Genomic DNA, 24,208 nt, shown 5'->3' with positions numbered 1-24,208 from the left:
AAAACCCCCGCTGATGGGGGTCTCGTTTTATAAGCTTTCTAAATATTTTTCGATCCTGTCCATAGCTTCGACTAATTGTTCCATTGAATAGGCATAAGAAAGTCGAACATAACCTTCTCCGAATTCGGAAAACGCACTCCCAGGGACTAATGCAACTCCAGCATGACGAACGAGTGATAAAGCAAAATCGAATGATGATTGATTAAATTTTTTTATAGAAGGAAACAAATAAAAAGCGCCATCAGGTTTAACAACTTCAAATCCCATCTTCACCAGTCGATGATAAACATATTCTAACCGTTCTTCATACGCTTTTTTCATCTGGTCAGCATCATCAATACCTGATGTAAGAGCTTCATATGCTGCTTTTTGGGCAATAGATGTTGCACATGACACATTGTATTGATGAACTTTTAATATATGCTTAGTAACTGATTCTGGAGCAAATAACAACCCAATTCTCCAACCGGTCATACTATGTGATTTAGAAAGCCCATTTATCACAATTGTTTGTTCACGTAAAAAACGTGCAATGGAATGATGTTGTTTTCCATAATTTAATTCACTGTAAATTTCATCTGAAAGTACAAATATATTTTTATTTCTAACTAACTCTGCTATGTCTTTTAATTCATCCTCAGATAATGTAACTCCTGTAGGATTAGAAGGGTAAGGTAAAACGATACATCTCGTATTCTCGTTTATATAAGGGGCAATCAAATCTGCGGTTAGCTTAAATTGATTGTTTGTTGTATCCACATAGATTGGATCTCCGCCTGCCAGTTTAATAAGCGGTTCATATCCAGGATAGACCGGGCTTGGGATAATGACTTCACAGCCTTCTTCTAATAAGGTCCTAAACGTACAATCAATTGCCTGACTTGCACCAACTGTAACGATGACCTCATTTTTAGGAGAATAGGTAAGTCCGTATTTCTTTTCTACGAAATGACAAGCTGCTTCCCTAAGCTCATAAAACCCGGCATTATGTGTATAGGTTGTGTAATTTGCAAGTATAGCATCAATTCCAGCATTTTTTACATGCTCAGGTGTTTCAAAGTCAGGTTGTCCAATTGTAAGGGATATAACATCCTCAATATCAGCTACCATATTAAAAAACTTTCTAATGCCTGAAAGTTCAATTTGTTTTACTTTTGAATTTACTAAGTGTTCCATTAACTTCCTCCTACCGTATGTAAAAACTAGATCTCTGACACGAAAATCGATTATAGATGTTATTTTACCATCTTACCAGTAGTTGTCATCATTTTTTTACAGACTTAATTGCAAGATATGTTTACTATCAGTGAGAATGGGGTAAAGTGATAAAAATTCAAAAACTACCGACATAAACGAACAAGTGTATACGAATCATTCTAGTTGATGAATAGGTAAAGGAGTGGAAAAGGTGCAAAATGAAAAATCATTACTAACGGAATCAGAGTTAGAAATCGTAGCTAAATTAGAAACGGAAATGTTTATGGCCATGACACGAGCCCACATGAATTTTTATAAAAAAGAAATTCAAGCCATTTTTTCACAAGCTAAAAGAAGACACCAATTCCTTGTACAGCACTCTAATTAGTCGATTGTACCAATTGGTAAATGAACAATATTTGAAAAATAAGAAGTTGACATAAAAGCATCTAACAAAGCAGGGACTGTTTTGTATGTACTTTTACGTGAACTTCTTTTTGTTTAAATTTATATATTGAAAAGGGGGGCTGACATATTCTAAAAGTCGGCCCCTTTAAAACTCTGCATTTCTATTATCTACAGCTGAAAGAACGAATTCGATCTAGGTCAATACCAAAATACTCCCAACGGAATTGGTTTCTTCTCCAACGCCAACCTGCTACTGAATTTCTTCCAACAAATGTTGGATAATACCAAAAGGACCGGCCATTATTTAAACGAATGAATGTAAAACGGTAGAGACAACCTCTAATTCCGCCTGGATCTACAGCAAAAACTCCAAATTGTCCTTGACTTTGTTCAGGAGGAATTGTGCTTGGGGGTGGACCAAATGGAGGACCAGCTTGACCAGGACCTCCACCAAAGCCGCCTCCTTGCCCAGAACCAGGAGGGCCGAATGGCGGCATTCCTCCTTGACCACCAAATGGAGGGAAACCAGGGACTTGAAATTGACGATAATATGGATAATAAGGATCCATGCAATTACTCTCCTCTCACTTAAACCTTCACGGTTACGATATGCGAGAGGAGAGTAATAGGTGAACGTCCATAAAGTGTTAAATGAATGTTATTCGAGCAACGGTTACTTTTCATATGTAGGTTATTTTCAAGCAATAAGGAAATGAAGCTGCTCATTAACGCTTTTCTGTTTATTTTTACGAAAATGCTGTTAACTCTTATTTGTACTGATATTATTTTCACTTTCATAAACAATAAAACAACTTTCATCTTTTAATTTACATTGTTTTTTAACCTTAGCTGCTTTCTTACTTATTTCATCTAATGAATGAAATCGATTATATTCATTTGTCACCACTGCTATTGAAAGTGTAACAAGCGGAATTTTTCCAAATTGTCCGCTTCTGTCTTTTGTATAGACAAATTGGTTATTCCAATCAGAAGCATCATAATATTCTTTGATTCTGTTTTTGTACTCATGGATAATATAGTTGCAAGTAAGTTCATAATGATAATGTGGTAAGATCGCGATAAAATCATCACCGCCGATATGGCCAACAAAAGAATCCTCATGATCATTTAGCAAAACGTATTTACTAAGAATGTTAGAAATTTCTTTTATTAGTAAATCTCCTCTTTTGAAACCGTAAGAATCATTATATTCCTTAAAATGATCAAGATCTAAATATAATAACGAGTATGGTTTAGAATCATCTTGTAAAAATTTAAGCATTTTTTCCTCAATTAACACATTGCCTGGCAATCCAGATAAAGGATTTGTATACATTGCTTGATTTACCTGGAATTCTGCGAGCTTAATAAGCAAATTTTTAATACTAACGATTCCATGCAATTGACTGTGTTGTGTCACGACTACATAATCATATAAATTCTTTTGGACTCTGGCCATTGCCTGTGAACTAACTGAAGTAATCGGATCTGAAACATCAACAATTAAAGGTTTTGTATCCATGACGAGATTTATCGGTCTCCCCATAAAAATATCAAACCCATATTTAGTTGAAATTTTTCGGTAAAAATGTGTCCGCATGACTAATCCAACTGGTTTATCATTTTCAGAAACAAGTATTCCTTCAAGGTCGGGATTATCTTCAAAAAGTAAGTTCACATCTGTACTTTTAGTCGTTAAAGAAACGACGGGTACCTTTTCTGAAATCTCCCCTATGTTTAACATTTTTCACGACTCCTATTAATTCGAGCTTTAGATCTGATTCTATTTTACTATATGGTTCTGCAAAAATTTGTAAAGATCATGTAAATTTTATGAAAAATCTAACATTATGATCAAAATTGAAAGAAACTGTTTCGTTGAAAATGCTAATGATAGCAAGTGATTTTATATTTTATGAAAGTGATTTACTTAAAATCGTACAATGATCTGTATAAAGACCTCTTCATATTTTTTGGGATAATGGACCTATTTGAGGCGAGTTAAATGGAAGTATAGAAAAAGACAGATCAATGTATGTTTTGATCTGTCTAACATATTTAATGTAATGAATGAAAGATGAAATTTAGTAGAAATAAACCCGCTATAAAATAAAGTGGTGCTTTCACTTCATTTTGTCTTTTTAAGACAAGTTTTAAAAAGGGATACATAATAAACCCAAACGCCATTCCATCTACTATGCTGTAAGTAAAGGGAATTAATGCAATAATTAAAAATGCGGGAAAGCATTCACTAAAATCGTCTAATTCGATATGTTGAATATTTTGTATCATTAGGCTGCCAATTAATATTAAAATTGGAGCAATTGCACTATCAGGAATGATTTTAATAAACGGCAAAAATAATAATGAGCTTAAAAACAAAACACCAGTTGTAATAGAAGTTAGGCCAGTTCGACCGCCGGCTGCAATACCAGCTGCAGTTTCTACTGTGCTTACTGTAGGGCTTGAACCGAATAAGCCAGATGTTATCGTTGATAGGGCATTTGCTTGTAATGACCGTTTATATGCTTTTGGGCGATTAATCATATGAACTTGTCCAAATACAAGTCCAATATTCTCAAAGACAATAACCATCGTTAATGAAAATGTAGCTGTCCAAAATGTTAAATCCGCTAAATTGTCAAATGACATGGCTGCAAAAACATCTTTATAAGCAAGAAATGAATCTTGTGGCTGAGAAGCTGAATCAAATGATAGTTGACCAAACACTGCTGCTAATCCTGTTCCAAACAAGATACTTATTAAGAAATTACCAGGGATCTGCCTTGCGAACAACGCAATCGTAACAAGTAACGTAAAAAAGGTTAGTATTACAGTGGGTTGACTAAAATCACCCAATGCAACGTATGTTTCTTCATTTAGTACGACAATACCGCCCTTTTGAAGTCCAATAAATGTTAGAAAAAGACCAATTCCAACAGTAATAGCTTCCTTTAAAGAGTGTGGTATGGACTCTGAAATAATTGTTGCAAGTTTTGTAAATGCAATGATTGTAAATAATAATCCAGATACAAAGACAACGGCTAACCCTTCTTGCCAAGTCAAACCCATACCAAGAACAATCGTATAAGTAAATAATGCGTTAACTCCCATTCCTGGTACAAGGATAATCGGAGTATTTCCGTATAGCCCCATAATGAAGCAGCCCGCGATTGATGTTAACACAGTCGCAATAATACCCGCTTCTAGAGAAATACCAGCATCAGCTAATATTGAAGCATTAACGACTACAATATATACGATGGTAAAAAAGGAAACAGTTCCTGCAAGAAGTTCCTTCTTTATCGTTGTTTTGTTGTCTTTTAATCGAAAAAATGTATTCAATGTTTACCTTCCTTAAGTATAACCCCTCAGCCCGTCCCGTTTAATCGTTAGAAACGATTTACAAAAGGATTATATCAAGAGATACAAAATTTTTCATTGTTTTTCTACACGAAACGGTGATTACTTATTATCATGTCAAAAATTTCTTATATCATACAAAGCATGAAAAACAAACGAACTATGTGTTATATGTTTGAGACAACCTTTCATTTCATATATATGAGTAGGTGTAGAGAGAAAGGGTGTGGTGAAGCTGGCAAGAAAGGTATGGGGTGTCGATTCTGCAAATCCAGTTGATCAAGAATTATTTGATTGTGTAAAAAAACAATTTGGTTTACCTAAATATTGGGGCAGGTATTTAACTGAGATAAAAAATGTTTCAAGCGGACTTACAAAAAACGAAATTCGTTTTATAAGAAGTAAGGACATAAAAATCTTACCGATTTATAATGTGTTTTCTGAAGCTTTTGGTTATGAGAAGGGACAGCTTGCCGCTAGAAATGCAGTCTTTCATGCAAGAAGGCTAGGAATTCCGACTAATATTGTTTTAATTGCAAATGTGGAACAATTTTTTCAAGTGGATTCTGCTTGGATCAGGGGATGGGTGGAAACACTTTACCCGACTGGGTATCGCTCTGGATTTTACCACGATCCTATAAAAGGTCAGTTTTCACAAGCATATTGTCAAGCTGTTCAAGAAAATAATGAAGTGGCGGTTCAAGCAATCCTATGGAGTGCTGAACCAGAGATCGGGGCTACATCTGAGAGGAAAGCGCCAAAATATAATCCAGCAGCACCGTCTTGTAAAGCGAATGTTTGGTTATGGCAATATGGAAGGGATGCAAAAAAATGCCCGATTTATACAAATTTAGCTGACGAAAGAATAATAAATTATTTATATTAATGGAGCTTGGAGAAAATCCAAGCTTTATTTTTTTATATCCAATGCCCCTTTTATGTTCCAACGATAAAAAGGTTATCTTTAACTACTTTATTTTCTTTTCATTTAGCCGATATAATTAATACAAAGGTTAGATTAAATGGAAGGAAGTTTAGAATGGATCAACATAAAGGGATCTTACTTGAAAGTGGAACAAATGAACTGGAGATCGTTGAATTTACTGTAGGACATAATAAATTAGGGATAAATGTGATAAAAGTTAAAGAAATCATTCAACCTGTAAAGGTGACCAAAATTCCGCACTCACATCCGAATATAGATGGAATCATTGATATTCGCGGTGAAATATTACCTGTTGTAAATGTTGAGAGAGCGATTGGGTCAACTCCTAGCGAGAATCCACAAAATGAAAAATTTATTGTTACAGAATTTAATAAAACGAAAATTGTTTTTCGTGTTCATGCTGTTTCGCAAATTCATCGAATCTCATGGGACAAAATAGAAAAGCCTTCTGATATGTATCAAGGATTAGAAAGCCAGATTACAGGTGTCCTAAAAATTCAAGATGAAATGGTGTTATTATTAGATTTTGAAAAAATTGTTGTTGATATTAACCCAGAATCAGGTATTCGATTAGATCAAATTAAGAAATTAGGAAAAAGAGAGCGCTCAGAGAAAAAACTTGTTATTGCAGAGGATTCACCATTACTACGTAAATTATTACAAGATACTCTAGCAGAAGCAGGTTTCATTCATGTTGAATTTTTCGAGAATGGTAAAGATGCATTATTATACTTACAATCTATTATCGATACTGGTAAAGCTATCGAGGATGAGGTTCAGATCGTCATAACTGATGTAGAAATGCCTCAAATGGATGGACATCATTTAACAAGACGAATAAAAGAAGACCAAGCTTTAACGATTCTTCCAGTGGTCATTTTCTCTTCACTTATTACGGATGACCTACGCCATAAAGGTAAAATGGTTGGGGCGAGCGCGCAAATAAGTAAACCGGAAATAAATGAACTTGTCCATAAAATTGATGAATTTATTTTATAATCACCTTTTCACAATGAACAGTAATGTGTTAATGATGAAAAAGACTCCTATGAATGAGGTTTTAGCCTACCATTCATAGGAGTCTTTTTTTGAATTTCATTCAATAAGGATTTATTCCATTGCTGATTGCTCATTATTTGTAAAGATGGAAATAATCGCATCCCATAAGGCAATGAAAAATTCCTTTACTTGTTGTAAGAAAGTCTGGCCTTCCTCAGAATTTAAAAAGTTCGATATTTTATCTTTGGCTTTATCAAGCTGTTGGCCAACCTGGTTCCAGTCGATATTGATATCTTTCATTTTATTAAACAGCTCAACTAAGCTATTAATATCTGCTTCTGATAAGGTAATCCCTAGCTCTTTAGCAGCATTTTCAATTAAGGTACGAAGATCAGCATCTGATTCAGGGACACCATTTTTAGCAATTTCATCTTTTATTTTTGCCATTAGCGCTGCTGCATTTTCTGTCCCAACTTCATCTCCAAGTTTAGCTGTTGTAACAAGCTCTTCATTTGCAACTTGTTTTACATCTTCAGGTATTGCTTCTTCTGAAGATATTTCATAAGCCTTAATTAATCCTGTTAAGGCTGCTGTTCCTGATACTTCGATTGGAGCAGTTACATAGATGGTAGCATCCTTTACACCTGCTGTCATAAGGGCATTCAAATACATTTCGTCAGTTACCCAATTAATATTTTTTGTCTTTACTTCAAGCCCAGAACCTTTTTCTTCTATCGTAATACTAGATGAAGACAATGCTTTCGTTCCAATTGTAGCTTTAGGGATATAGTTTCCTAAATATTTATGCTCTTCTTCATTAGAAACAGTAATGATTTGATTATCTTCTGTTGCATTCATTTCTTGTAAAAGTGTTTGTCTTTGTTGCTCTGATAAGTTTTCACCAAGAGTAATAATGATATCACCAACTGCTGCGTCGGCGTGACTAAGTGAAGGGAAAGCAAATAGTAGTACTGCTAATAAACTAAGTACATATTTTTTCAAAGGTGTAACCTCCTCTATTTAAAAGCGATTGGAACTTGGAACTCTAACAACATCTATTATAGTGTTTTTTAACAAATGTCAATAGTAATATTGATTTTTTGAGATTATTGTAGCTATTATTTATTCTATCAAAAATTTTATTTTTTCGTGATAAAGCCCCATTTCTTAAGATATTTGGAAAAACAAACGATTTAATCGTTCGATCCATTTGGTTTTCTTGTTGAGTTTATAGTAGAATAGAAAGGTATTCCAGTCTATTAGACGTATTATACATATTGGAGGTTTCATACATATGAAAAAAGCAGATATTACAATGGAAAATGGAGATAAGCTTGTTATTGAATTATTTCCAAATGAAGCACCTGGAACAGTAGCTAACTTTGAAAAATTAGCAAATGAAGGCTTTTACAATGGTTTAACATTTCACCGTGTAATTCCTGGGTTTGTAGCACAAGGTGGCTGTCCTCATGGAACAGGAACTGGCGGTCCAGGCTATTCAATTAAATGTGAGACAGAAGGCAACCCGCATAAACATGAAGCAGGATCATTATCAATGGCACATGCAGGAAAAGATACTGGTGGTAGCCAATTTTTTATCGTTCATGAACCACAACCACATTTAAATGGTGTTCATACTGTTTTTGGTAAAGTAACTGAAAACCTTGAGGCTGTTTACAAAATTAAGCCGAACGATGTCATGAAAGAAGTAAAAGTGTACGAAGCTTAATCCTTGAAAAAAGCTGCATCTAATCATTTGATGATTGATGCAGCTTTTTTATATTTTCAATTAGGTCTAAAATATTGCATCTTTCACTTTAAACGGCTAAAATACATTTATAACTTCATATTTCGATTTACATTCTTCGGGGCAGGGTGAAAATCCCTACCGGCGGTGATGAAGCATTTATTTTGTTTCTTAGTCCGTGACCCGTTAACAATGTTAACGGTGGATCTAGTGAAAATCTAGAACCGACAGTTATAGTCTGGATGGGAGAAGAATTGCGCGGTTTTTGCGGTGTATTAAAATTCTGTTTAAAAATTAGACTTTTAATACTCTTATTTGACATACTCAAATATCAATTTCTTATATACAAGCCCTAAGTCTATGACTTTGGGCTTTTTTGTACGAATCAAAATGTAAATCCAAAGGAAGACAGTATGAGTAAAACGATAGCTTTCGTCATCAGTAATTACTGAAAAGCCAAGTTTTTCTAATGTAAACGTAAATATGACCAGCCTATTTAAAGGAGGTCGATGTTTATTTTGGTTCATGAAAAAGAAAGAGAGGTGTGAAGATGTTTACGGGAATTATTGAGGAAATTGGAATCATTCATAACGTGCAAAGTTCTAAAGATGCGATTGTTTTTACAATTGAAGCAAAAAAAATAATGAATGATATAAACTTAGGAGATAGTATTTCGGTTAATGGCGTTTGTTTAACAGTGACAGAATTTTCATCAGGAACATTTTCGGTAGATGTGATGCCTGAGACTGTAAAAAGCACATCGTTGCATACATTAAAACAAGGTTCTCGGGTAAATTTAGAAAGAGCAATGGCTGCAAATGGTCGTTTCGGCGGTCATATTGTTTCTGGACATGTAGATGGTGTAGCGAAAATTGTCAAAAAGCAACGTGTCTCAAATGCTGTCTATTATGAATTACAACTTTCTGAAATGTTAACTGAAACGTTAATCCATAAGGGTTCGATTACAATTGATGGAATTAGTTTAACGATTTTTGGTCTAGAAAAAGAAAAAGTTATTATTTCGATTATTCCTCATACGCTTTCTGAAACAATTCTTGCGACGAAAGATGTTGGGGATATTGTAAATATTGAATGTGATATGCTCGGCAAATATATAAAAAAATTTATAAATCAACAAGTAAGTCCAAAAAATTCTTCAATAAGCAAATCGTTTTTAGAAGAAAATGGATTCTATTAATAACTTGAAGATTTTTATCTTCTTTAAAAAGGGGGATTGACAGATGTTTAATAAAATAGAAGAAGCGCTAGGAGATCTAAAGCTTGGTAAAGTTGTTATTGTTGTGGATGACGAAGATCGTGAAAATGAAGGTGATTTTGTAGCCTTAGCGGAAAAAGTGTCACCAGAAGTAATCAATTTTATGATCAAACATGGAAGAGGGCTAGTTTGTGTTCCTATTACTGAAAAACTAGCAAATCGACTGGAACTTACACCAATGGTAAATGAAAATACAGATCCACATGGGACTGCGTTTACTGTTAGTGTTGATTATAAAACAAATAAGACCGGAATCAGTGCTTTTGAACGAGCTGATACGATTAAAGCATTACTATCAGATGACTCAAAGGCATCAGATTTTAAGCGTCCAGGTCATACATTTCCATTAATTGCTAAAGATGGCGGTGTACTTCAAAGACCAGGCCATACAGAAGCAGCTGTTGATTTGTCATTATTATGCGGGGCAAGACCTGGCGGAGTAATATGTGAAGTCATAAAAGAAGATGGATCAATGGCAAGAGTAACGGAATTGCTTGAAATGGCAAAGAAGTTTGACTTGAAGATTATTACGATTCAAGATTTAATCCAATATCGTCAAATGAATACCTTGATAAATTAAGAAAATGAATAGCAGTTATACTCGAATATAAACGATATCTAAATTACTTAGGATGATTTTTTCATCTTTAAATAAAATCACATTATTTTGGAGGAACGATAGATGAAAACAACTTTTGAAGGTCACTTAATAGGCAGTGGAATAAAAGTAGCAATTGTTGTCGCACGTTTTAATGAGTTTATTACAGGTAAACTATTAACCGGTGCAGAGGATGGTTTGAAAAGACATGGCGTAGAAGAGGAGAATGTTACGGTTGCATGGGTCCCAGGAGCATTTGAATTGCCATTAGTTGCAAAGAAATTAGCTGAGACAGGTAATTATGATGCGGTCATTACATTAGGAACGGTTATTCGCGGAGCAACAACACATTATGATTATGTTTGCAATGAAGCTGCTAAAGGTGTTTCGAAAGCTACATTATCAACTGGTGTACCTGTTGTATTTGGTGTTTTAACGACTGAAACAATCGAACAAGCAATTGAACGAGCAGGAACAAAGGCTGGTAACAAAGGGTATGAAGCAGCAGTTACTGCGATTGAAATGGCAAATTTACTTAAATCATTACATTAATTTTCTTAAAAGTGTTTAAAATCACTTCAAAACTGTTTATAATGTGTTGAGAAGTGATTTTATTCGATTACCTATGAATTATTCCAATTTATAACTTTTTTCTAAGCAAGATTATTGCTTTCGCTTTTCGGAAAGCTATTTCGTTAATGAGGGGTAAATATGTTAATACGCTATAAAAAAAGTTTCGAAAAAATTGCCATGGGTCTTCTGTCATTTATGCCAGCTGAAAAAGATCTGAAACAATTACAACAAACAATAAAACAATATGAAACAGCAGATGATTGGCAGTTGTTTCTTTGGAAACAAGGTGAGGACATTATCGGTGCGATTGGTGTTGTTATGAAAGAAGAAGATATTGTGGAAATCAAGCATGTCACAGTAAACCCTTCACATCGTCAGCAGGGCATTGGTAAAAGCATGGTAAATGCCGTAAAAGATCTCTACAAAAACAAGTCTGTTGTTCCAAATGACGAAACAGAAGCATTTTTTGAAAAGTGTAAAGGCGATTGCTAATGAAAAAGCCAGTGATGAACGATGTTGATCATTGGCTTTTTGCAATTTCTCCCAATTCAAATCAGGAGATTAAAGAGGATCAGGACGTCCAAGGCGGGAGAAAGCCACAGGGGCAGGCTGTCAAAGCATAAGAGGCCTTACCTTAATAAGACTTTCTTTGATTTTTTCTTCGCTCAAGCTGTTGTCTCCGTTCTTCAATTACATCCGTCCTATTACGTTTCATATGCTTATGTATAAGGTATTCGTTTGATAGATCACTTGTCTGTCCCCATAAGACTTTAGAATCCAGACAAAGTTGCTGGCAATATGCAAGTAATTTCTCATCGCAGATTGGAAGATCGAAACTATAATAATCTTGATTATTTTCGATTTCTTTTTTTCGCTTTTCCAATTGTTTTAATAATAATTCACTTTGTAATCCAAGATTCCGAACAGCCTGTTGATCATTTTCCAACAGTTCAATGGCATTTGTCATCATTCTTAGGGCACCAGCAAAATTTCTTCGTCTCTGATGGTACAACCCAACAGCAACTTGAATGAGACCAACCCAGTATTTTTTTCGTTGTTTTGGTGGGTCGCTTTTCCAATGCTCCTCTAATACCTCATGACACTCAAAATAATCTCGATCACAGTGAAAATAAATTAGGTAATCTATATAGGCGCGATCATACACCACTATTCTCCACCTCTTTAACATTTTTTTAATTAAGTGTACCATAATTATTAAAAGCTGCTGTATTGAACAGCAGCCTCAAAACTTCTTGTTTTAGACTTTATTTGGATTCCTCAACTTAATGAGTATTTAGACAGTTACTTCCAGCCTTTTTGGTATAGCCACTCATGAATTGATTGCAAAGTAATCTACTCATAAGTGGCATATCCATAAGGGGCTGCTCAAGAAGCTTACGATTTAATTCATTAATATAACCAAGCAGCTCCAACAATAATTAATAAAATAAACAATACTACGATTAACGCAAATCCTCCGCCATAATTAAATCCATGTTCACCCATGTTTAATTCCTCCTTAATGTTTAGCTGTTACATTTGTAATATATGAGCAAATAGCTGAAATGTATGGGCGAATAACCATTTGTGAGGATTTTTAAATTTACCTGCTTCAAAAAATAATCTTGGATAAGCTAAAGATTTCATCTATACTATATGTTGGCTAGTTGTTAGAATGGTGGGATTTAGTTTGCAATATCATGTAAAAATTGATGTTTTTGAAGGTCCATTAGACCTCTTACTTCATTTAATTAATCGCCTAGAGATCGATATATATGATATACCTGTTTCAGAAATTACAGAGCAATACATGCTCTATATTCACACAATGAAAGTACTTCAGCTTGATATTGCGTCTGAATATTTAGTAATGGCTGCGACATTACTTTCAATTAAAAGCAGAATGCTTCTTCCAAAACAAGAGGAGGAGTTCATTGAAGATGCCTTTGGTGAAGAGATAGAAGAAGATCCACGGGAAGAATTAATGCGTAGATTAATTGAGTACAGAAGATATAAAGAAGCAGCACAAGATTTAAGAGTATTAGAAGAGGATCGATTACAAGTTTATACAAAAGCACCAAGTGATTTAAGTGAATATGCATTACAGGCAGATAATCAAATCGATTCATTAAACGTCACATTATACGACATGCTTGGGGCATTTCAAAAGATGTTACGAAGAAAAAAGATACAGAAACCTGTACAAACAAAAATTGCTCGTCAAGAAATACCAATCAAAAAAAGAATGAATGAAATCTTAGAGGATTTACGACTGCATCCTGGTAGACGAAAGTTTGTTGATTTATTTCCATCAAACAGTAAAAATCATTTAGTCGTAACATTTTTAGCGATATTAGAGCTAATGAAAACACATTCGATTCTAATTGAACAAGAAAATAATTTTGCAGATATTTATATTATTGGGAGTGAGTAGCATCATGTCCTTAGGCATCATTGAATGGAAGGCGATTGTTGAAGCTCTTTTATTTGCTGCAGGTGATGAGGGCTTGTCTTTACATCAACTTGCAAATGTGTTAGATCTAGAGAATCAAGAAGTTATTGATATTATAGAAGAGCTTTCACAAAACTACAAAGAAAAAGACCGTGGTATTGAATTAGTTGAGGTTGCTGGACAATATCAACTTACAACGAAAAAAGAACATGCTATTTATTTAAAGAAGCTTGTCGAAGTTCCAGGAAATACTTCCCTTTCTCAAGCAGCACTTGAAACATTGGCCATTGTTGCATATCGACAACCAATTACAAGAGCAGAAATTGAAGAAATACGTGGAGTGAAGACAGAAAGGCCAATTCACACACTTGTTTCAAAAATCCTTATCAAAGAAGTAGGTAGAGCTGAAGGTACTGGAAGAGCCATTCTTTATGGAACAACGAAGGAGTTTCTTGAATATTTTGGCCTGAAAAGCATTCATGAACTTCCACCTCTTCCAGAAAAGGCAAAAGAGGAGGACGAGCAGGAAGAAGCAGATCTATTTTTTGAAAAATTTAATGAAACGTTAGAAAATATTGAGTAATGATAACAATCCCCGGCTGACCCGATGGAACTTTTCACATGAATGTTGTGCGATGTGAAAAGACCAAGGATCAGCCTTTTTACGTACTAATTCCTACTGATTTATCGAATGATCATCAAAGACTTCATGTATTTTTTGAAAATACCATTCATAAGCTTTGTCCACTTGCATAAACTTGTACAAAACAAGTAAGGGGACGTGGATGCTATATGTCGCAAATAAAGAAAGTAGCAACAGGATTTATCATCATTTTTTTGCTTTTTACTATTTTTCCGCATCACTCATCTGCAATTGGTGTAAGTGCCAAAGCTGCGATATTAATAGAGCAAGAGTCTGGACGAATACTTTATGAAAAAAATGCTCGTACAAAAATGAGAATTGCAAGTATCACCAAGATTATGACCGCGATACTAGCCATCGAATCAGGAAAACTAGATGATATGGTAAAAGTAAGTGATAGGGCTCTTAAAGCAGAAGGGTCAGCTATTTATCTGCAAAAAGGTGAAAAAATAAAATTGGAAGATTTAGTATATGGCCTTATGCTACGTTCAGGAAATGATGCTGCTGTAGCTATTGCAGAACACGTAGGCGGGAGTCTCGAAGGATTTGTTGTCATGATGAATCAAAAAGCAGCTGAGATCGGTATGACAAATACTGTATTTGCAAATCCTCATGGACTTGATGACCATGAAAATCATTTTTCAACTGCATATGATATGGCAATCTTAACGCAATATGCGATGAAAAATGAAACATATCAAAAAATATCCGGAACAGAAGTGCATAGAGCACCTAATCCTAATGAAAAATGGGACAGAGTATGGCATAACAAAAATAAACTCTTAACAAGCCTCTATGAATACAGCACTGGTGGAAAAACAGGTTTTACAACTAGAGCAAAGCGTACATTAGTTTCTACAGCTTCGAAAGATGATTTTGATACAATTGCTGTTACCTTAAATGATCCTAATGATTGGAAGGATCATATCAATCTACACAATTATGCTTACAATAACTATGATTTAGTAAAGATAAAGAACCAAGGTCAGTTAGAAAAGGTTAAAAATGAATTTTATGAAAATAAAGTGTTTATTGATCGAGATCTTCGCTACCCATTAACAGCGGAAGAACAAAACAATGTGAAAATTCATCTCACATTATTAACTCCAAATAAAAAATGGAAAGATCCTGAAGATGTACCTGACGTTGTTGGACAAATGTCTGTCAAACTAGAAGGAAATGAAATTGCGAATCTACCAATCTATTTTGAAAATGGAAAAGCAGTCAAACCAAAAGGCTCATTTTGGGAGCTATTCAAAAGTTTATTTTTTGCCCAGGCAGGGGTAAATGAACATGGTTAATTTAATTTGGGTACTCTTAACGGTTATCGGCATCGTCTTTGCTATGTTTAATGGAACAATGGAGCAGGTGAATGAAGCAGTATTTAAGGGTGGTAAAGAAGCAATAACCATTTCATTTGGATTAATAAGTGTGTTGGTATTTTGGCTTGGATTAATGAAAATTGCTGAAAAAGCAGGGTTATTAGAAAAGCTAAGTTATATGTTTAAGCCCTTTGTTTCTAAACTTTTTCCTGAAGTACCACCAGACCACCCTGCAATGGGATATATGCTTTCAAATATGATGGCTAATCTGTTCGGATTAGGAAATGCTGCAACACCTCTTGGTATTAAAGCTATGGAACAATTAAAAGCTCTCAATGGTAATTCTGATAAAGCCAGTCGGTCAATGATTACTTTTTTAGCCATAAATACTTCTAGTATCACGTTAATTCCAACTACAGTTATTGCTATTATGATGACCTATGGTGCATCCTCGCCAACAAGTATTGTTGGACCTACAATACTTGTAACATTTATTTCTGCAATAGGCGGAATCTTAATTGATCGCATCTTTTATTATCGGAGAAAGAGAAAAGGGTGAGAAAACATGGGGATCATTGGATTAATATCATTATGGCTAATACCAATTCTAATCGGATATATATTGATTTATGGAACGTTAAAGAAAATCCCGACATATGAAACATTTGTAGAAGGTGGAAAAGAAGGAATAACGATTGCCTTTTCAATCATTCCATATTTAGTAGGGATGCTTGTGGCAATATCAATTTTTCGTGCATCCGGGGCTCTAGAATTCCTAATGAATTTAATGAAACCAGCATTAACCATATTAAATATACCAGCAGAGATTGTCCCACTTGCCTTTATAAGGCCAATATCTGGAACTGCAGCATTAGGAATAACTTCTGACATCATTGCTACTTATGGACCTGATTCCTTTATTGCAACGCTTGCAGCAACTATGCAAGGTAGTACTGATACGACGTTATATATATTAACTGTCTACTTTGGTGCAGTTGGAATTAAGAAAATGGGTGATGCGCTAAAGGTAGGGTTATTAGCGGATCTCGTTGGTATCATAGCATCAATAATTGTTGTTACTTTGATGTTTGGTTAATAAAAAGGGTTGTTTTGAGATGCTTTCTACTAATTGGCATGAAAAAAGACTTGTGAATGTGCACACGTCTTTTTTTTTATTTAATAAACGTTTTCTTACTCTCAAATACTACTGTTAACTTAAAAGACTCATCATAAATCATCGCTTTATTGAGCTGAAAATGGCCGAAATTCCATATTAGAAAGATCTAAAAGATCCTCTTTTAGGTGAAGGACATGTCACTTAAAAGAGCGGTCCTATTAAAGTTTTTCAAAGTAAAATTAAACAAATAATGATATACAATTATTTAGTAAGATCTTCTCGAAAAACTCGATAATAATTTGTTTCAAGCAACAAAAGATAGAATTAAAACTGGCTTCATTACTCTACCAATACACTTAAGAATTACAGAGAACAGAAACTATGGTATGATGATAAACGGAAAATGACGATTATTGTCAAGAGTTGGCTATATATAGTAGTCGATTTTAGTATCTGGACTTGTCTAAAGAAATCGAAAGAAGTAATATGATTTATGAGGTGAAAAAATGGAACGCTTACAGAAGGTAATAGCTCATGCAGGTGTGGCATCTAGACGAAAGGCTGAGCAGTTGATTTTAGAAGGTAAAGTAAAGGTAAATGGAAAAGTAGTAAAAGAACTTGGAACAAAGGTCACTGAACAAGATCGCGTTGAAGTGGAAGGTATACCATTAGAACGCGAGGAACCAGTATATTTACTGTTATATAAACCTGCAGGTGTTATTTCAGCGGCACAGGATGATAAAGGTCGGAAGGTTGTAACAGACTTTTTCCCATACATAAAACAACGGATTTATCCAATCGGAAGACTTGATTATGATACGACAGGAATTTTACTTCTTACAAATGATGGTGAGTTTGCCAATACTTTAATGCATCCACGCTATGAAGTTGAAAAAACATATGTTGCAAAAGTAAAAGGTATTCCTCCACGCGAGAAGATAAGACAACTTGAAAAAGGTGTACATCTTGAAGATGGAAAAACTGCACCAGCTAAGGTGAAAGTGTTATCCATTGATAAGAAAAAACAGACGTCCATTATCGAGTTGAAAATTCATGAAGGTCGTAATCGACAAGTTAGACGGATGCTGGAAGCAATTGGTCATCCTGTTCAAAAACTAAAAAGAGAGCAATATGCATTTCTTGATTTAAGAGGTCTTACAACTGGCGATTCAAGAGAATTAACACCACACGAAGTGAAGCAGCTTAGGGCATTAGCTAAACATGGGAAACAAGCACAGTAATTTTCACATAAACTTCAAATTATGTATCATTCATATTTTTAGATAATGTTATAATGACTGTGAATGTTTTAAGATTAGGGGAGTTTGTTAATGAAGAAAAAGCGTTTACTCATGCGCTCTATTATTTTAATTCTATTGCTTAGTGCAATAGGTTATACATTATATTCTAATTTCTTTGTTAGTAATGAGAAAATAAAGGTTGGTAGTGTAGCACCCGATTTTTTATTAACAGATTTAGAGGGGAACAAACACAAGCTTTCTGATTATAAAGGAAAGGGAGTATTTTTAAATTTCTGGGGAACATGGTGTGAGCCTTGTGAACGTGAAATGCCATATATGGAGAATCAATACGATTATTATAAGTCACAAGGTGTTGAAGTGTTAGCAGTTAATATTGCTGAATCTAATATTGCTGTTGAAAGTTTTGTTGATAAACATGATTTAACATTCCCTATTCTCCTAGATAAAGACCGACAAGTCTTAAATGCTTACGGAGTTGGACCACTTCCAACTACTTTCCTTATTAACCCTGAAGGTAAAGTTGAACATATTACGTCAGGATCATTAACAGAAAGAATGGTAGCAGATTTTATGGAGCAGATAAAACCTTAAATGGGGAGTTTTCAGGATGAATAAGGTACAATGTGAGTGCGGTCACATAAATCCAGAGGGGACACATCTATGTGAATCATGTGGTAATCCAATAGGAGTAAAAGAGATAAAAGACCAACAAAAACTATTGGATATGAAATATGAAGGAACTGCAAGACGGTCTCAAACTTATAAAAAAACGATTGTTGATAAAATATGGAACTTCTTTTCATCGGTTAAGGTAGGGATATGGATCATTGTCTTACTTTTAATAGCCTCGGCTCTTGGAACCGTTTTTCCACAGGAAATGTATATTCCTCCGACAGCAACTCCAAGTGAGTTTTACAAGGATGAATATGGAGTTCTCGGGCAATTGTATTATCAGTTAGGTTTTCATAATTTATATGGTTCCTGGTGGTACATGATTTTGGTAGCTTCATTAGGTATCTCACTTGTAATTGCGAGTTTAGATCGATTTGTGCCATTATATCGAGTATTGAAAAAGCAAGGTGTTTCTAGACACAATTCGTTTATGAAGCGACAAAGATTATATAGTTCTACTAAAACAAATGAAATGAACCTAGAGTTAATAAAAGAAAGGTTAGAATCAAGCCGCTATAAGGTAAAAGAAGAGAATGGAAACTTACTAGCTGAAAAAGGCCGCTTTTCTAGATGGGGTCCTTATGTTAATCACTGTGGATTAATTATCTTTTTAATCGGCGGTATGCTGCGATTTTTTCCAGGCATGTATGTCGATGAAGTCCTTTGGTTAAGAGAAGGTGAGACACAAGTTATTCCTGGAACCGATGGACAGTATTATTTAGAAAATAAAAAATTCACTATGGAAACATATGAAAAAGACAAAGAAAATGAAGTTTTTTCGGATGCCATTACTCGTGTAGGAGATGGAAGTATTGTTAAAGATTTTCAGTCTGATGTTGTTCTATACGAAAGAAAAGGCGAGTTTATCCATGGTGAAGAACCTAACCTTGAAAAAATAAAGCAGGCAGAAATTCAAGTAAATGAACCACTTAAATTCGATCGTTTTTCTCTCTATCAAGTTGATTATAAATTAAATGAATTAAATAAAATGACATTTAGTTTAATAGATAAAGAAACAGAAAAAGCTTTTGGACAAGTGACGGTTGATCTTCTAAATCCTCAATCAACCTATGATTTAGGAAATGGTTATAAAGTTGAACTTGCTACATACCTACCAGATTTTTTCTTTAAGGATGATGGGACTCCTTCCACTAAGACAAATGTTCCAAACAATCCTGCATTTGTCTTTAAAATGATAAGTCCTGAAAAACCTGAAGGTGAGACAAGTTTTGTTGCCATACAACAAACAATAGAGGCTTCAGGAGAAAATCAGTATAAGATGAAATTTGAAGGTGTTGAAACAAAAAATCTTACTGCACTAACTGTTAGAAAAGACTTAACACTATGGGTACTTGGGCTTGGCGGTGCAATCTTTATGATTGGTGTTCTCCAGGGAAGTTATTGGAATCACCGGAGAATCTGGATCAAACGCAATGAATCCGAAGTATTGATAGCTGGACATACAAATAAAAATTATTTTGCCTTAGCAAAGGAATTGAAAAAGATATTAGAAGGTACATCGTTAACATTACCTATTGATCAGAAGGAAAAGGAATAAAGTGACTGTGTACATTACGCCCATTTTCAAAGACAGAACTGATAAATAAGATTGCAAGAGGGAGGGGAAATTGTGGCGGAACTTAGTAGTACTTTATTAGAGATTGCTTTTATACTATACTTGTTTGCCATTTTCTTATTTGGCGGTTCCATCCGTGACAAACGGTCAAAATCAGATAAAATGAGTAAGTGGACAATACTTGCAGTGGTGACAACAATTGCCGGTTTTGCTACACAGCTTGGGTACTTTATTACGAGATGGATTGCTTCAGGGCATGCTCCGGTAAGTAATTTATATGAATTTGCAACTGCATTTGGCATGATGATGGTGCTTGCGTTCATTATTTTATTTTTCATTTACAAGGTAGCTATTTTAGGTTTATTTACTTTACCTATTGTTATCCTTATCATTGCATATGCGAGTATGTTTCCATCAGAAATTAGTCCGCTTATTCCATCATTGCAGACTCACTGGCTATACATACATGTAACAACTGCTGCTTTAGGACAAGCAATCTTATCAATAAGTGCGATTGCCGGAATTATACATCTTGTAAAGGTAGTTGATCAAACGAAATCTACAAAAAAAACATTTTGGTTAGAATGTGTCATGTATATACTAGTTGTTGCATTAGGGTTTATTATAATTACTAGCACATTTAAGGCGATGGATTATCAAGCAGATTTTAATTGGATAGATAAAAATGAGCAGGAAGCAGTAATGACATTTACTTTACCTGCATTAGTTGGTCCACATGAAGGAGAATTAGTAACAGAAGGGAAATTTGAACCGTTAGTAGAACTTCCCGCAATCATTTCAGCAAGAAAGCTGAATACGGTTATTTGGTCAGTTGTTGTCGGATCACTTCTTTATGGAATATTAAGATTGGTATTCCGAAAACGAATCTCAGCATCTATTCAACCATTTACGAAAAATGTAAACCTGGATTTAGTCGATGAAATCGGTTATCGGTCGGTTGCAATCGGTTTTCCGGTATTTACACTTGGGGCCTTAATTTTTGCAATGATATGGGCGCAAATCGCCTGGACTCGATTTTGGGGCTGGGATCCGAAAGAAGTTTGGGCACTTATTACATTTTTGTTTTATGCTGCATACTTACACCTTCGTCTCTCAAAGGGATGGCATGGTGAAAAATCAGCATGGCTTGCCGTGATTGGTTTTGCGATCATTATGTTTAACTTGATTTTTGTAAACTTAGTCATTGCTGGATTGCATTCATATGCATAGAAAATTAGCGTTTTAGTAGGATAGTAAAACACACTGCTATCAAAGCCTTCACTCTTTTGCGGTGACAGGCTTTTCTTTTTAATCATGGAAATAATGGCTTATATTAGCGTTAGAGCTTTTAGCTAATGATAATAGTGAATAGGAATTAAACTCAAGAATCCGTGTCTAGCTCCTGCGCGGGTATATCATTACATAAGTTGACTCCTAAAGAAAGGATTAAACCTTCTTGTAAATAGGAGCAGTTCACGAATCACATGCCAAACATTAGAGCATTTCACACTAGGAGGAATCGTAATGGAAGAGAATCAATTTGCAAAAATTTTAGTGGTAGATGATGAAGATCGAATCAGACGACTTTTACGTATGTATTTAGAAAGAGAAAAATATGAAATCGAAGAAGCGGAAAATGGCCATGAGGCATTAGAGCTTGGCTTAAACAACGATTATGACCTTATTTTACTTGATATTATGATGCCAGGTATCGATGGTATTGAAGTGTGTAAACAACTTCGTGAGAAAAAAGCAACTCCAATCATTATGTTAACCGCTAAAGGTGAAGAAGCAAATCGTGTACAAGGATTTGAAGTAGGTACTGATGATTATATTGTAAAACCTTTTAGTCCAAGAGAAGTTGTATTAAGAGTTAAGGCTTTATTAAGAAGATCCTCACAAACTTCCTATTTAAAAACGGATACGAAAGCGAAAAATGTCATCGTTTTTCCGCATCTTTCAATTGATCATGATGCACATCGTGTAACAGCAGATGGTTTAGAAGTTAGTTTAACTCCTAAAGAATACGAACTGCTCTACTTTTTAGCAAAAACACCTGATAAGGTTTATGATCGTGAGAAGTTGTTAAAAGAAGTGTGGCAATATGAATTTTTTGGAGATCTGCGTACGGTTGATACACACGTAAAACGTCTTCGTGAAAAATTAAGTAAAGTATCCCCTGAAGCAGCAAAAATGATTGTTACAGTATGGGGAGTAGGCTATAAATTTGAGGTTAATAATGCATGAGGCTTTGGCGAAGTGTAGTTGGTAAAGTTTGGGGAACGATTATTTTGCTCGTAATCTTTGTCTTATTTGTTTTAACCATTTTTATGTTGGAATTCATTGAAAATTATCATGTTGATGAAGCTGAGAAAGAGCTAACACAACTTGCGAATAAAGTCTCCGTTATTTTGGAAAGTCATGAAGATCAATCTTTAGCCAGATCAATTACATGGGAATTAACAGATGAATTAACTCATATCCTTATTGTTGAAGACAATGATACTTTTTGGAATTCACCAATCGAATATGAAAATGTCCCCCATCTTGAATTTGAAGATATTGCAAAAGATCCTGATCTAACAAGTGTATTTACAAATGAGAGTAAAATTAGTAAACGTACAAATTTAGATGACCTGAATGATCAAGTCGAAAATGCAGAAGAAGAAGTATTAATAGTTGGTGTTCCATACTCAGTTTCGGAAAATGTTGAAGGTGCCGTTTTTATTTCACAATCGCTTTCAGCAGTTCATGAAACAACAAAACATACGACGAAATATATTATTTATGCAGCTGGTATTGCCATTGTCTTAACAACAATATTTGCTTTCTTTTTATCTACGAGAATTACGTATCCTTTGAGAAAAATGAAAGAGGTAGCACAAGAGTTAGCAAAAGGAAAATTTGATGATCAAGTACCTATTATGTCAAATGATGAAATAGGTGAACTTGGAATTGCTTTCAATCAAATGGGAAAGCAGTTAAAATTCCATATAAACGCATTAAGTCAAGAAAAGGAACATTTAACAAATATATTGAGCAGTATGGCAGACGGAGTCATTACCTTAAATCATGATGGAATCATTTTAATTACAAATCCTCCTGCAGAACGGTTTTTACAGGCCTGGTATTATGACAAAGGAATGAATGTACATTCTGGTGAAGAGCTTCCTCCAGAAGTTATGGATCTCTTTCAGCATGTTGTAAATACAAATAATGAACAGCTACATGAAATAACTCTGCAAGGTAGAAGTTGGGTTATTCTAATGAGTCCATTGTATAACCAATCATATGTTCGCGGTGCGGTTGCTGTGTTAAGGGACATGACTGAGGAGCGGCGTTTAGATAAGCTGCGCAAGGATTTTATTGCAAATGTTAGTCATGAATTACGAACACCAATTTCAATGCTTCAAGGATATAGTGAAGCGATCGTTGATGATATTGCAAGTACTGATGAAGAAAAGAAAGAAATTGCGCAGGTCATATATGATGAATCACTCCGTATGGGACGTTTGGTTAATGAATTATTAGATCTCGCAAGAATGGAAGCGGGGCACATTACATTAAATTTTGAAGAGATTTCTGTTCCACAGTTTATTGATAAAATTAATCGTAAGTTCCAAGGATTAGCTAAGGATAAACAAATATCTCTCCAAGCAAATGTTCATTTAGAAGAAAATCATTATGTGGTAGATCCAGATCGTATTGAACAAGTTTTAACGAACTTAATAGATAATGCAATTCGCCATACTTCTGAACATGGTGCTGTCTCTATTTCTGTGGAAGACAATGAATCAGGCTTAAAAATTTTAGTTCAGGATTCTGGAAGCGGTATACCTGAAGACGATTTACCATTCGTTTTTGAACGCTTCTATAAAGCTGATAAAGCTAGAACTCGCGGCAGGGCTGGTACAGGTCTTGGATTAGCGATTGTAAAGAATATCATAGAAGCACATAAAGGTAAAATACAAGTTCACAGCAAGTTAGGAGAAGGGACAACTTTTAGCATCATTTTACCACGAATAAGGTTAAATTCTGCATGATATTGGCGAACAAT

The 24,208-nt window shown here is 34.7% G+C and carries 26 protein-coding genes, 1 pseudogene and 1 riboswitch; of the genes and pseudogenes, 20 read left to right on the top strand and 7 right to left on the bottom strand.

Annotated features, from left to right (window positions below):
* Window positions 1-27: 27 nt before the first annotated feature.
* Window positions 28-1,176 carry an aminotransferase A gene (locus GMB29_RS16910; protein WP_136351149.1) on the bottom strand — a complete coding sequence of 383 codons (1,149 nt, stop codon included), beginning with the start codon at window positions 1,174-1,176 and terminating at the stop codon, window positions 28-30.
* Window positions 1,177-1,408: 232 nt separating this feature from the next.
* Between GMB29_RS16910 and GMB29_RS16905 the strand changes: the two genes are divergently transcribed.
* Window positions 1,409-1,585 carry a hypothetical protein gene (locus GMB29_RS16905; RefSeq protein ID WP_155443912.1) on the top strand — a complete coding sequence of 59 codons (177 nt, stop codon included), beginning with the start codon at window positions 1,409-1,411 and terminating at the stop codon, window positions 1,583-1,585.
* 184 nt (window positions 1,586-1,769) lie between these two features.
* Here GMB29_RS16905 and GMB29_RS16900 read toward each other — a convergent pair whose 3' ends face one another.
* From GMB29_RS16900 to GMB29_RS16890, 3 genes are all read right to left on the bottom strand, one after another.
* Window positions 1,770-2,174: a transporter gene (locus GMB29_RS16900; protein ID WP_136351148.1), complete on the bottom strand. Its 405-nt coding sequence runs from the start codon at window positions 2,172-2,174 to the stop codon at window positions 1,770-1,772.
* A gap of 191 nt (window positions 2,175-2,365) precedes the next feature.
* On the bottom strand, window positions 2,366-3,349 hold the full coding sequence (locus GMB29_RS16895; RefSeq protein WP_136351147.1) for a GGDEF domain-containing protein: 984 nt from the start codon (window positions 3,347-3,349) through the stop codon (window positions 2,366-2,368).
* 314 nt (window positions 3,350-3,663) lie between these two features.
* Window positions 3,664-4,950, bottom strand: a complete 1,287-nt coding sequence (locus GMB29_RS16890) for an NCS2 family permease (RefSeq protein ID WP_136351146.1) — start codon at window positions 4,948-4,950, stop codon at window positions 3,664-3,666.
* Window positions 4,951-5,203: 253 nt separating this feature from the next.
* Between GMB29_RS16890 and GMB29_RS16885 the strand changes: the two genes are divergently transcribed.
* Window positions 5,204-5,854, top strand: coding sequence for a glycoside hydrolase domain-containing protein (locus GMB29_RS16885; RefSeq protein ID WP_136351462.1), 651 nt, complete (start codon window positions 5,204-5,206; stop codon window positions 5,852-5,854).
* Between the two features lie 153 nt (window positions 5,855-6,007).
* Window positions 6,008-6,913: a chemotaxis protein gene (locus GMB29_RS16880; RefSeq protein WP_136351145.1), complete on the top strand. Its 906-nt coding sequence runs from the start codon at window positions 6,008-6,010 to the stop codon at window positions 6,911-6,913.
* A gap of 111 nt (window positions 6,914-7,024) precedes the next feature.
* Here GMB29_RS16880 and GMB29_RS16875 read toward each other — a convergent pair whose 3' ends face one another.
* Complete coding sequence (locus tag GMB29_RS16875; protein WP_136351144.1) at window positions 7,025-7,915, bottom strand: DUF1002 domain-containing protein; 891 nt, start codon at window positions 7,913-7,915, stop codon at window positions 7,025-7,027.
* Between the two features lie 292 nt (window positions 7,916-8,207).
* Between GMB29_RS16875 and GMB29_RS16870 the strand changes: the two genes are divergently transcribed.
* The 6 genes and pseudogenes from GMB29_RS16870 (at window position 8,208) to GMB29_RS27765 (ending at window position 11,730) form a co-directional block, all read left to right on the top strand.
* Entirely contained in the window at window positions 8,208-8,642 is a 435-nt protein-coding gene (locus GMB29_RS16870; protein ID WP_136351143.1) for a peptidylprolyl isomerase, read from the top strand.
* A gap of 128 nt (window positions 8,643-8,770) precedes the next feature.
* A riboswitch (FMN riboswitch) is annotated at window positions 8,771-8,918 on the top strand.
* 292 nt (window positions 8,919-9,210) lie between these two features.
* The gene (gene ribE, locus GMB29_RS16865; RefSeq protein WP_136351142.1) at window positions 9,211-9,858 is read left to right on the top strand and encodes a riboflavin synthase; all 648 of its coding nucleotides are present in this window, start codon (window positions 9,211-9,213) and stop codon (window positions 9,856-9,858) included.
* A 43-nt stretch (window positions 9,859-9,901) separates the two neighbouring features.
* Window positions 9,902-10,492, top strand: a pseudogene (ribB, locus tag GMB29_RS16860) (3,4-dihydroxy-2-butanone-4-phosphate synthase); the annotation flags it as partial.
* Window positions 10,493-10,618: 126 nt separating this feature from the next.
* Window positions 10,619-11,086: a 6,7-dimethyl-8-ribityllumazine synthase gene (gene ribH / locus GMB29_RS16855; protein ID WP_136351140.1), complete on the top strand. Its 468-nt coding sequence runs from the start codon at window positions 10,619-10,621 to the stop codon at window positions 11,084-11,086.
* A 159-nt stretch (window positions 11,087-11,245) separates the two neighbouring features.
* Window positions 11,246-11,599 carry a GNAT family N-acetyltransferase gene (locus tag GMB29_RS16850; protein WP_136351139.1) on the top strand — a complete coding sequence of 118 codons (354 nt, stop codon included), beginning with the start codon at window positions 11,246-11,248 and terminating at the stop codon, window positions 11,597-11,599.
* The gene (locus GMB29_RS27765; protein ID WP_264766583.1) at window positions 11,599-11,730 is read left to right on the top strand and encodes a hypothetical protein; all 132 of its coding nucleotides are present in this window, start codon (window positions 11,599-11,601) and stop codon (window positions 11,728-11,730) included. The genes GMB29_RS16850 and GMB29_RS27765 overlap by 1 nt, the downstream gene beginning before the upstream one ends.
* A gap of 11 nt (window positions 11,731-11,741) precedes the next feature.
* Here the strand turns inward: GMB29_RS27765 and GMB29_RS16845 are convergent, their stop codons facing one another.
* On the bottom strand, window positions 11,742-12,272 hold the full coding sequence (locus tag GMB29_RS16845; RefSeq protein ID WP_136351460.1) for a DUF309 domain-containing protein: 531 nt from the start codon (window positions 12,270-12,272) through the stop codon (window positions 11,742-11,744).
* 245 nt (window positions 12,273-12,517) lie between these two features.
* Window positions 12,518-12,613, bottom strand: a complete 96-nt coding sequence (locus GMB29_RS16840; protein ID WP_136351138.1) for a YjcZ family sporulation protein — start codon at window positions 12,611-12,613, stop codon at window positions 12,518-12,520.
* A 169-nt stretch (window positions 12,614-12,782) separates the two neighbouring features.
* Here GMB29_RS16840 and GMB29_RS16835 point away from each other — a divergent pair, with 169 nt between their 5' ends.
* The 11 genes from GMB29_RS16835 to GMB29_RS16785 all read left to right on the top strand — a co-directional run bounded on the left by GMB29_RS16835 (window position 12,783) and on the right by GMB29_RS16785 (window position 24,194).
* Window positions 12,783-13,541, top strand: a complete 759-nt coding sequence (locus GMB29_RS16835) for a segregation/condensation protein A (protein WP_136351137.1) — start codon at window positions 12,783-12,785, stop codon at window positions 13,539-13,541.
* A gap of 4 nt (window positions 13,542-13,545) precedes the next feature.
* Complete coding sequence (gene scpB / locus GMB29_RS16830) at window positions 13,546-14,142, top strand: SMC-Scp complex subunit ScpB (RefSeq protein WP_136351136.1); 597 nt, start codon at window positions 13,546-13,548, stop codon at window positions 14,140-14,142.
* Between the two features lie 209 nt (window positions 14,143-14,351).
* Window positions 14,352-15,503 (top strand): D-alanyl-D-alanine carboxypeptidase family protein, encoded by a 1,152-nt coding sequence (locus GMB29_RS16825; RefSeq protein WP_136351135.1) that lies wholly within the window; start codon window positions 14,352-14,354, stop codon window positions 15,501-15,503.
* Window positions 15,496-16,083, top strand: a complete 588-nt coding sequence (locus GMB29_RS16820) for a nucleoside recognition domain-containing protein (protein WP_136351134.1) — start codon at window positions 15,496-15,498, stop codon at window positions 16,081-16,083. The genes GMB29_RS16825 and GMB29_RS16820 overlap by 8 nt, the downstream gene beginning before the upstream one ends.
* 6 nt (window positions 16,084-16,089) lie before the next feature.
* Window positions 16,090-16,620 carry a spore maturation protein gene (locus tag GMB29_RS16815; RefSeq protein ID WP_136351133.1) on the top strand — a complete coding sequence of 177 codons (531 nt, stop codon included), beginning with the start codon at window positions 16,090-16,092 and terminating at the stop codon, window positions 16,618-16,620.
* A gap of 527 nt (window positions 16,621-17,147) precedes the next feature.
* Window positions 17,148-17,882: a 23S rRNA pseudouridine(2605) synthase RluB gene (gene rluB / locus GMB29_RS16810; RefSeq protein ID WP_136351132.1), complete on the top strand. Its 735-nt coding sequence runs from the start codon at window positions 17,148-17,150 to the stop codon at window positions 17,880-17,882.
* A 90-nt stretch (window positions 17,883-17,972) separates the two neighbouring features.
* Window positions 17,973-18,494, top strand: coding sequence for a thiol-disulfide oxidoreductase ResA (gene resA / locus GMB29_RS16805; RefSeq protein ID WP_136351131.1), 522 nt, complete (start codon window positions 17,973-17,975; stop codon window positions 18,492-18,494).
* Between the two features lie 16 nt (window positions 18,495-18,510).
* Complete coding sequence (resB, locus tag GMB29_RS16800) at window positions 18,511-20,133, top strand: cytochrome c biogenesis protein ResB (RefSeq protein WP_136351130.1); 1,623 nt, start codon at window positions 18,511-18,513, stop codon at window positions 20,131-20,133.
* Between the two features lie 72 nt (window positions 20,134-20,205).
* Window positions 20,206-21,381, top strand: a complete 1,176-nt coding sequence (gene ccsB, locus GMB29_RS16795; protein WP_136351129.1) for a c-type cytochrome biogenesis protein CcsB — start codon at window positions 20,206-20,208, stop codon at window positions 21,379-21,381.
* Window positions 21,382-21,675: 294 nt separating this feature from the next.
* On the top strand, window positions 21,676-22,398 hold the full coding sequence (locus GMB29_RS16790; protein WP_136351128.1) for a response regulator transcription factor: 723 nt from the start codon (window positions 21,676-21,678) through the stop codon (window positions 22,396-22,398).
* Entirely contained in the window at window positions 22,395-24,194 is a 1,800-nt protein-coding gene (locus GMB29_RS16785; protein ID WP_136351127.1) for an ATP-binding protein, read from the top strand. Before GMB29_RS16790 ends, GMB29_RS16785 begins: the two co-directional genes overlap by 4 nt.
* The last annotated feature ends 14 nt before the right edge of the window (window positions 24,195-24,208 follow it).

The sequence above is a fragment of the Metabacillus sediminilitoris genome (genome assembly GCF_009720625.1).
Classification (GTDB): Bacteria; Bacillota; Bacilli; order Bacillales; family Bacillaceae; genus Metabacillus; species Metabacillus sediminilitoris.
Note: the sequence above shows the minus strand (reverse complement) of the source record. Positions and strands in the feature narration are given on the sequence as shown.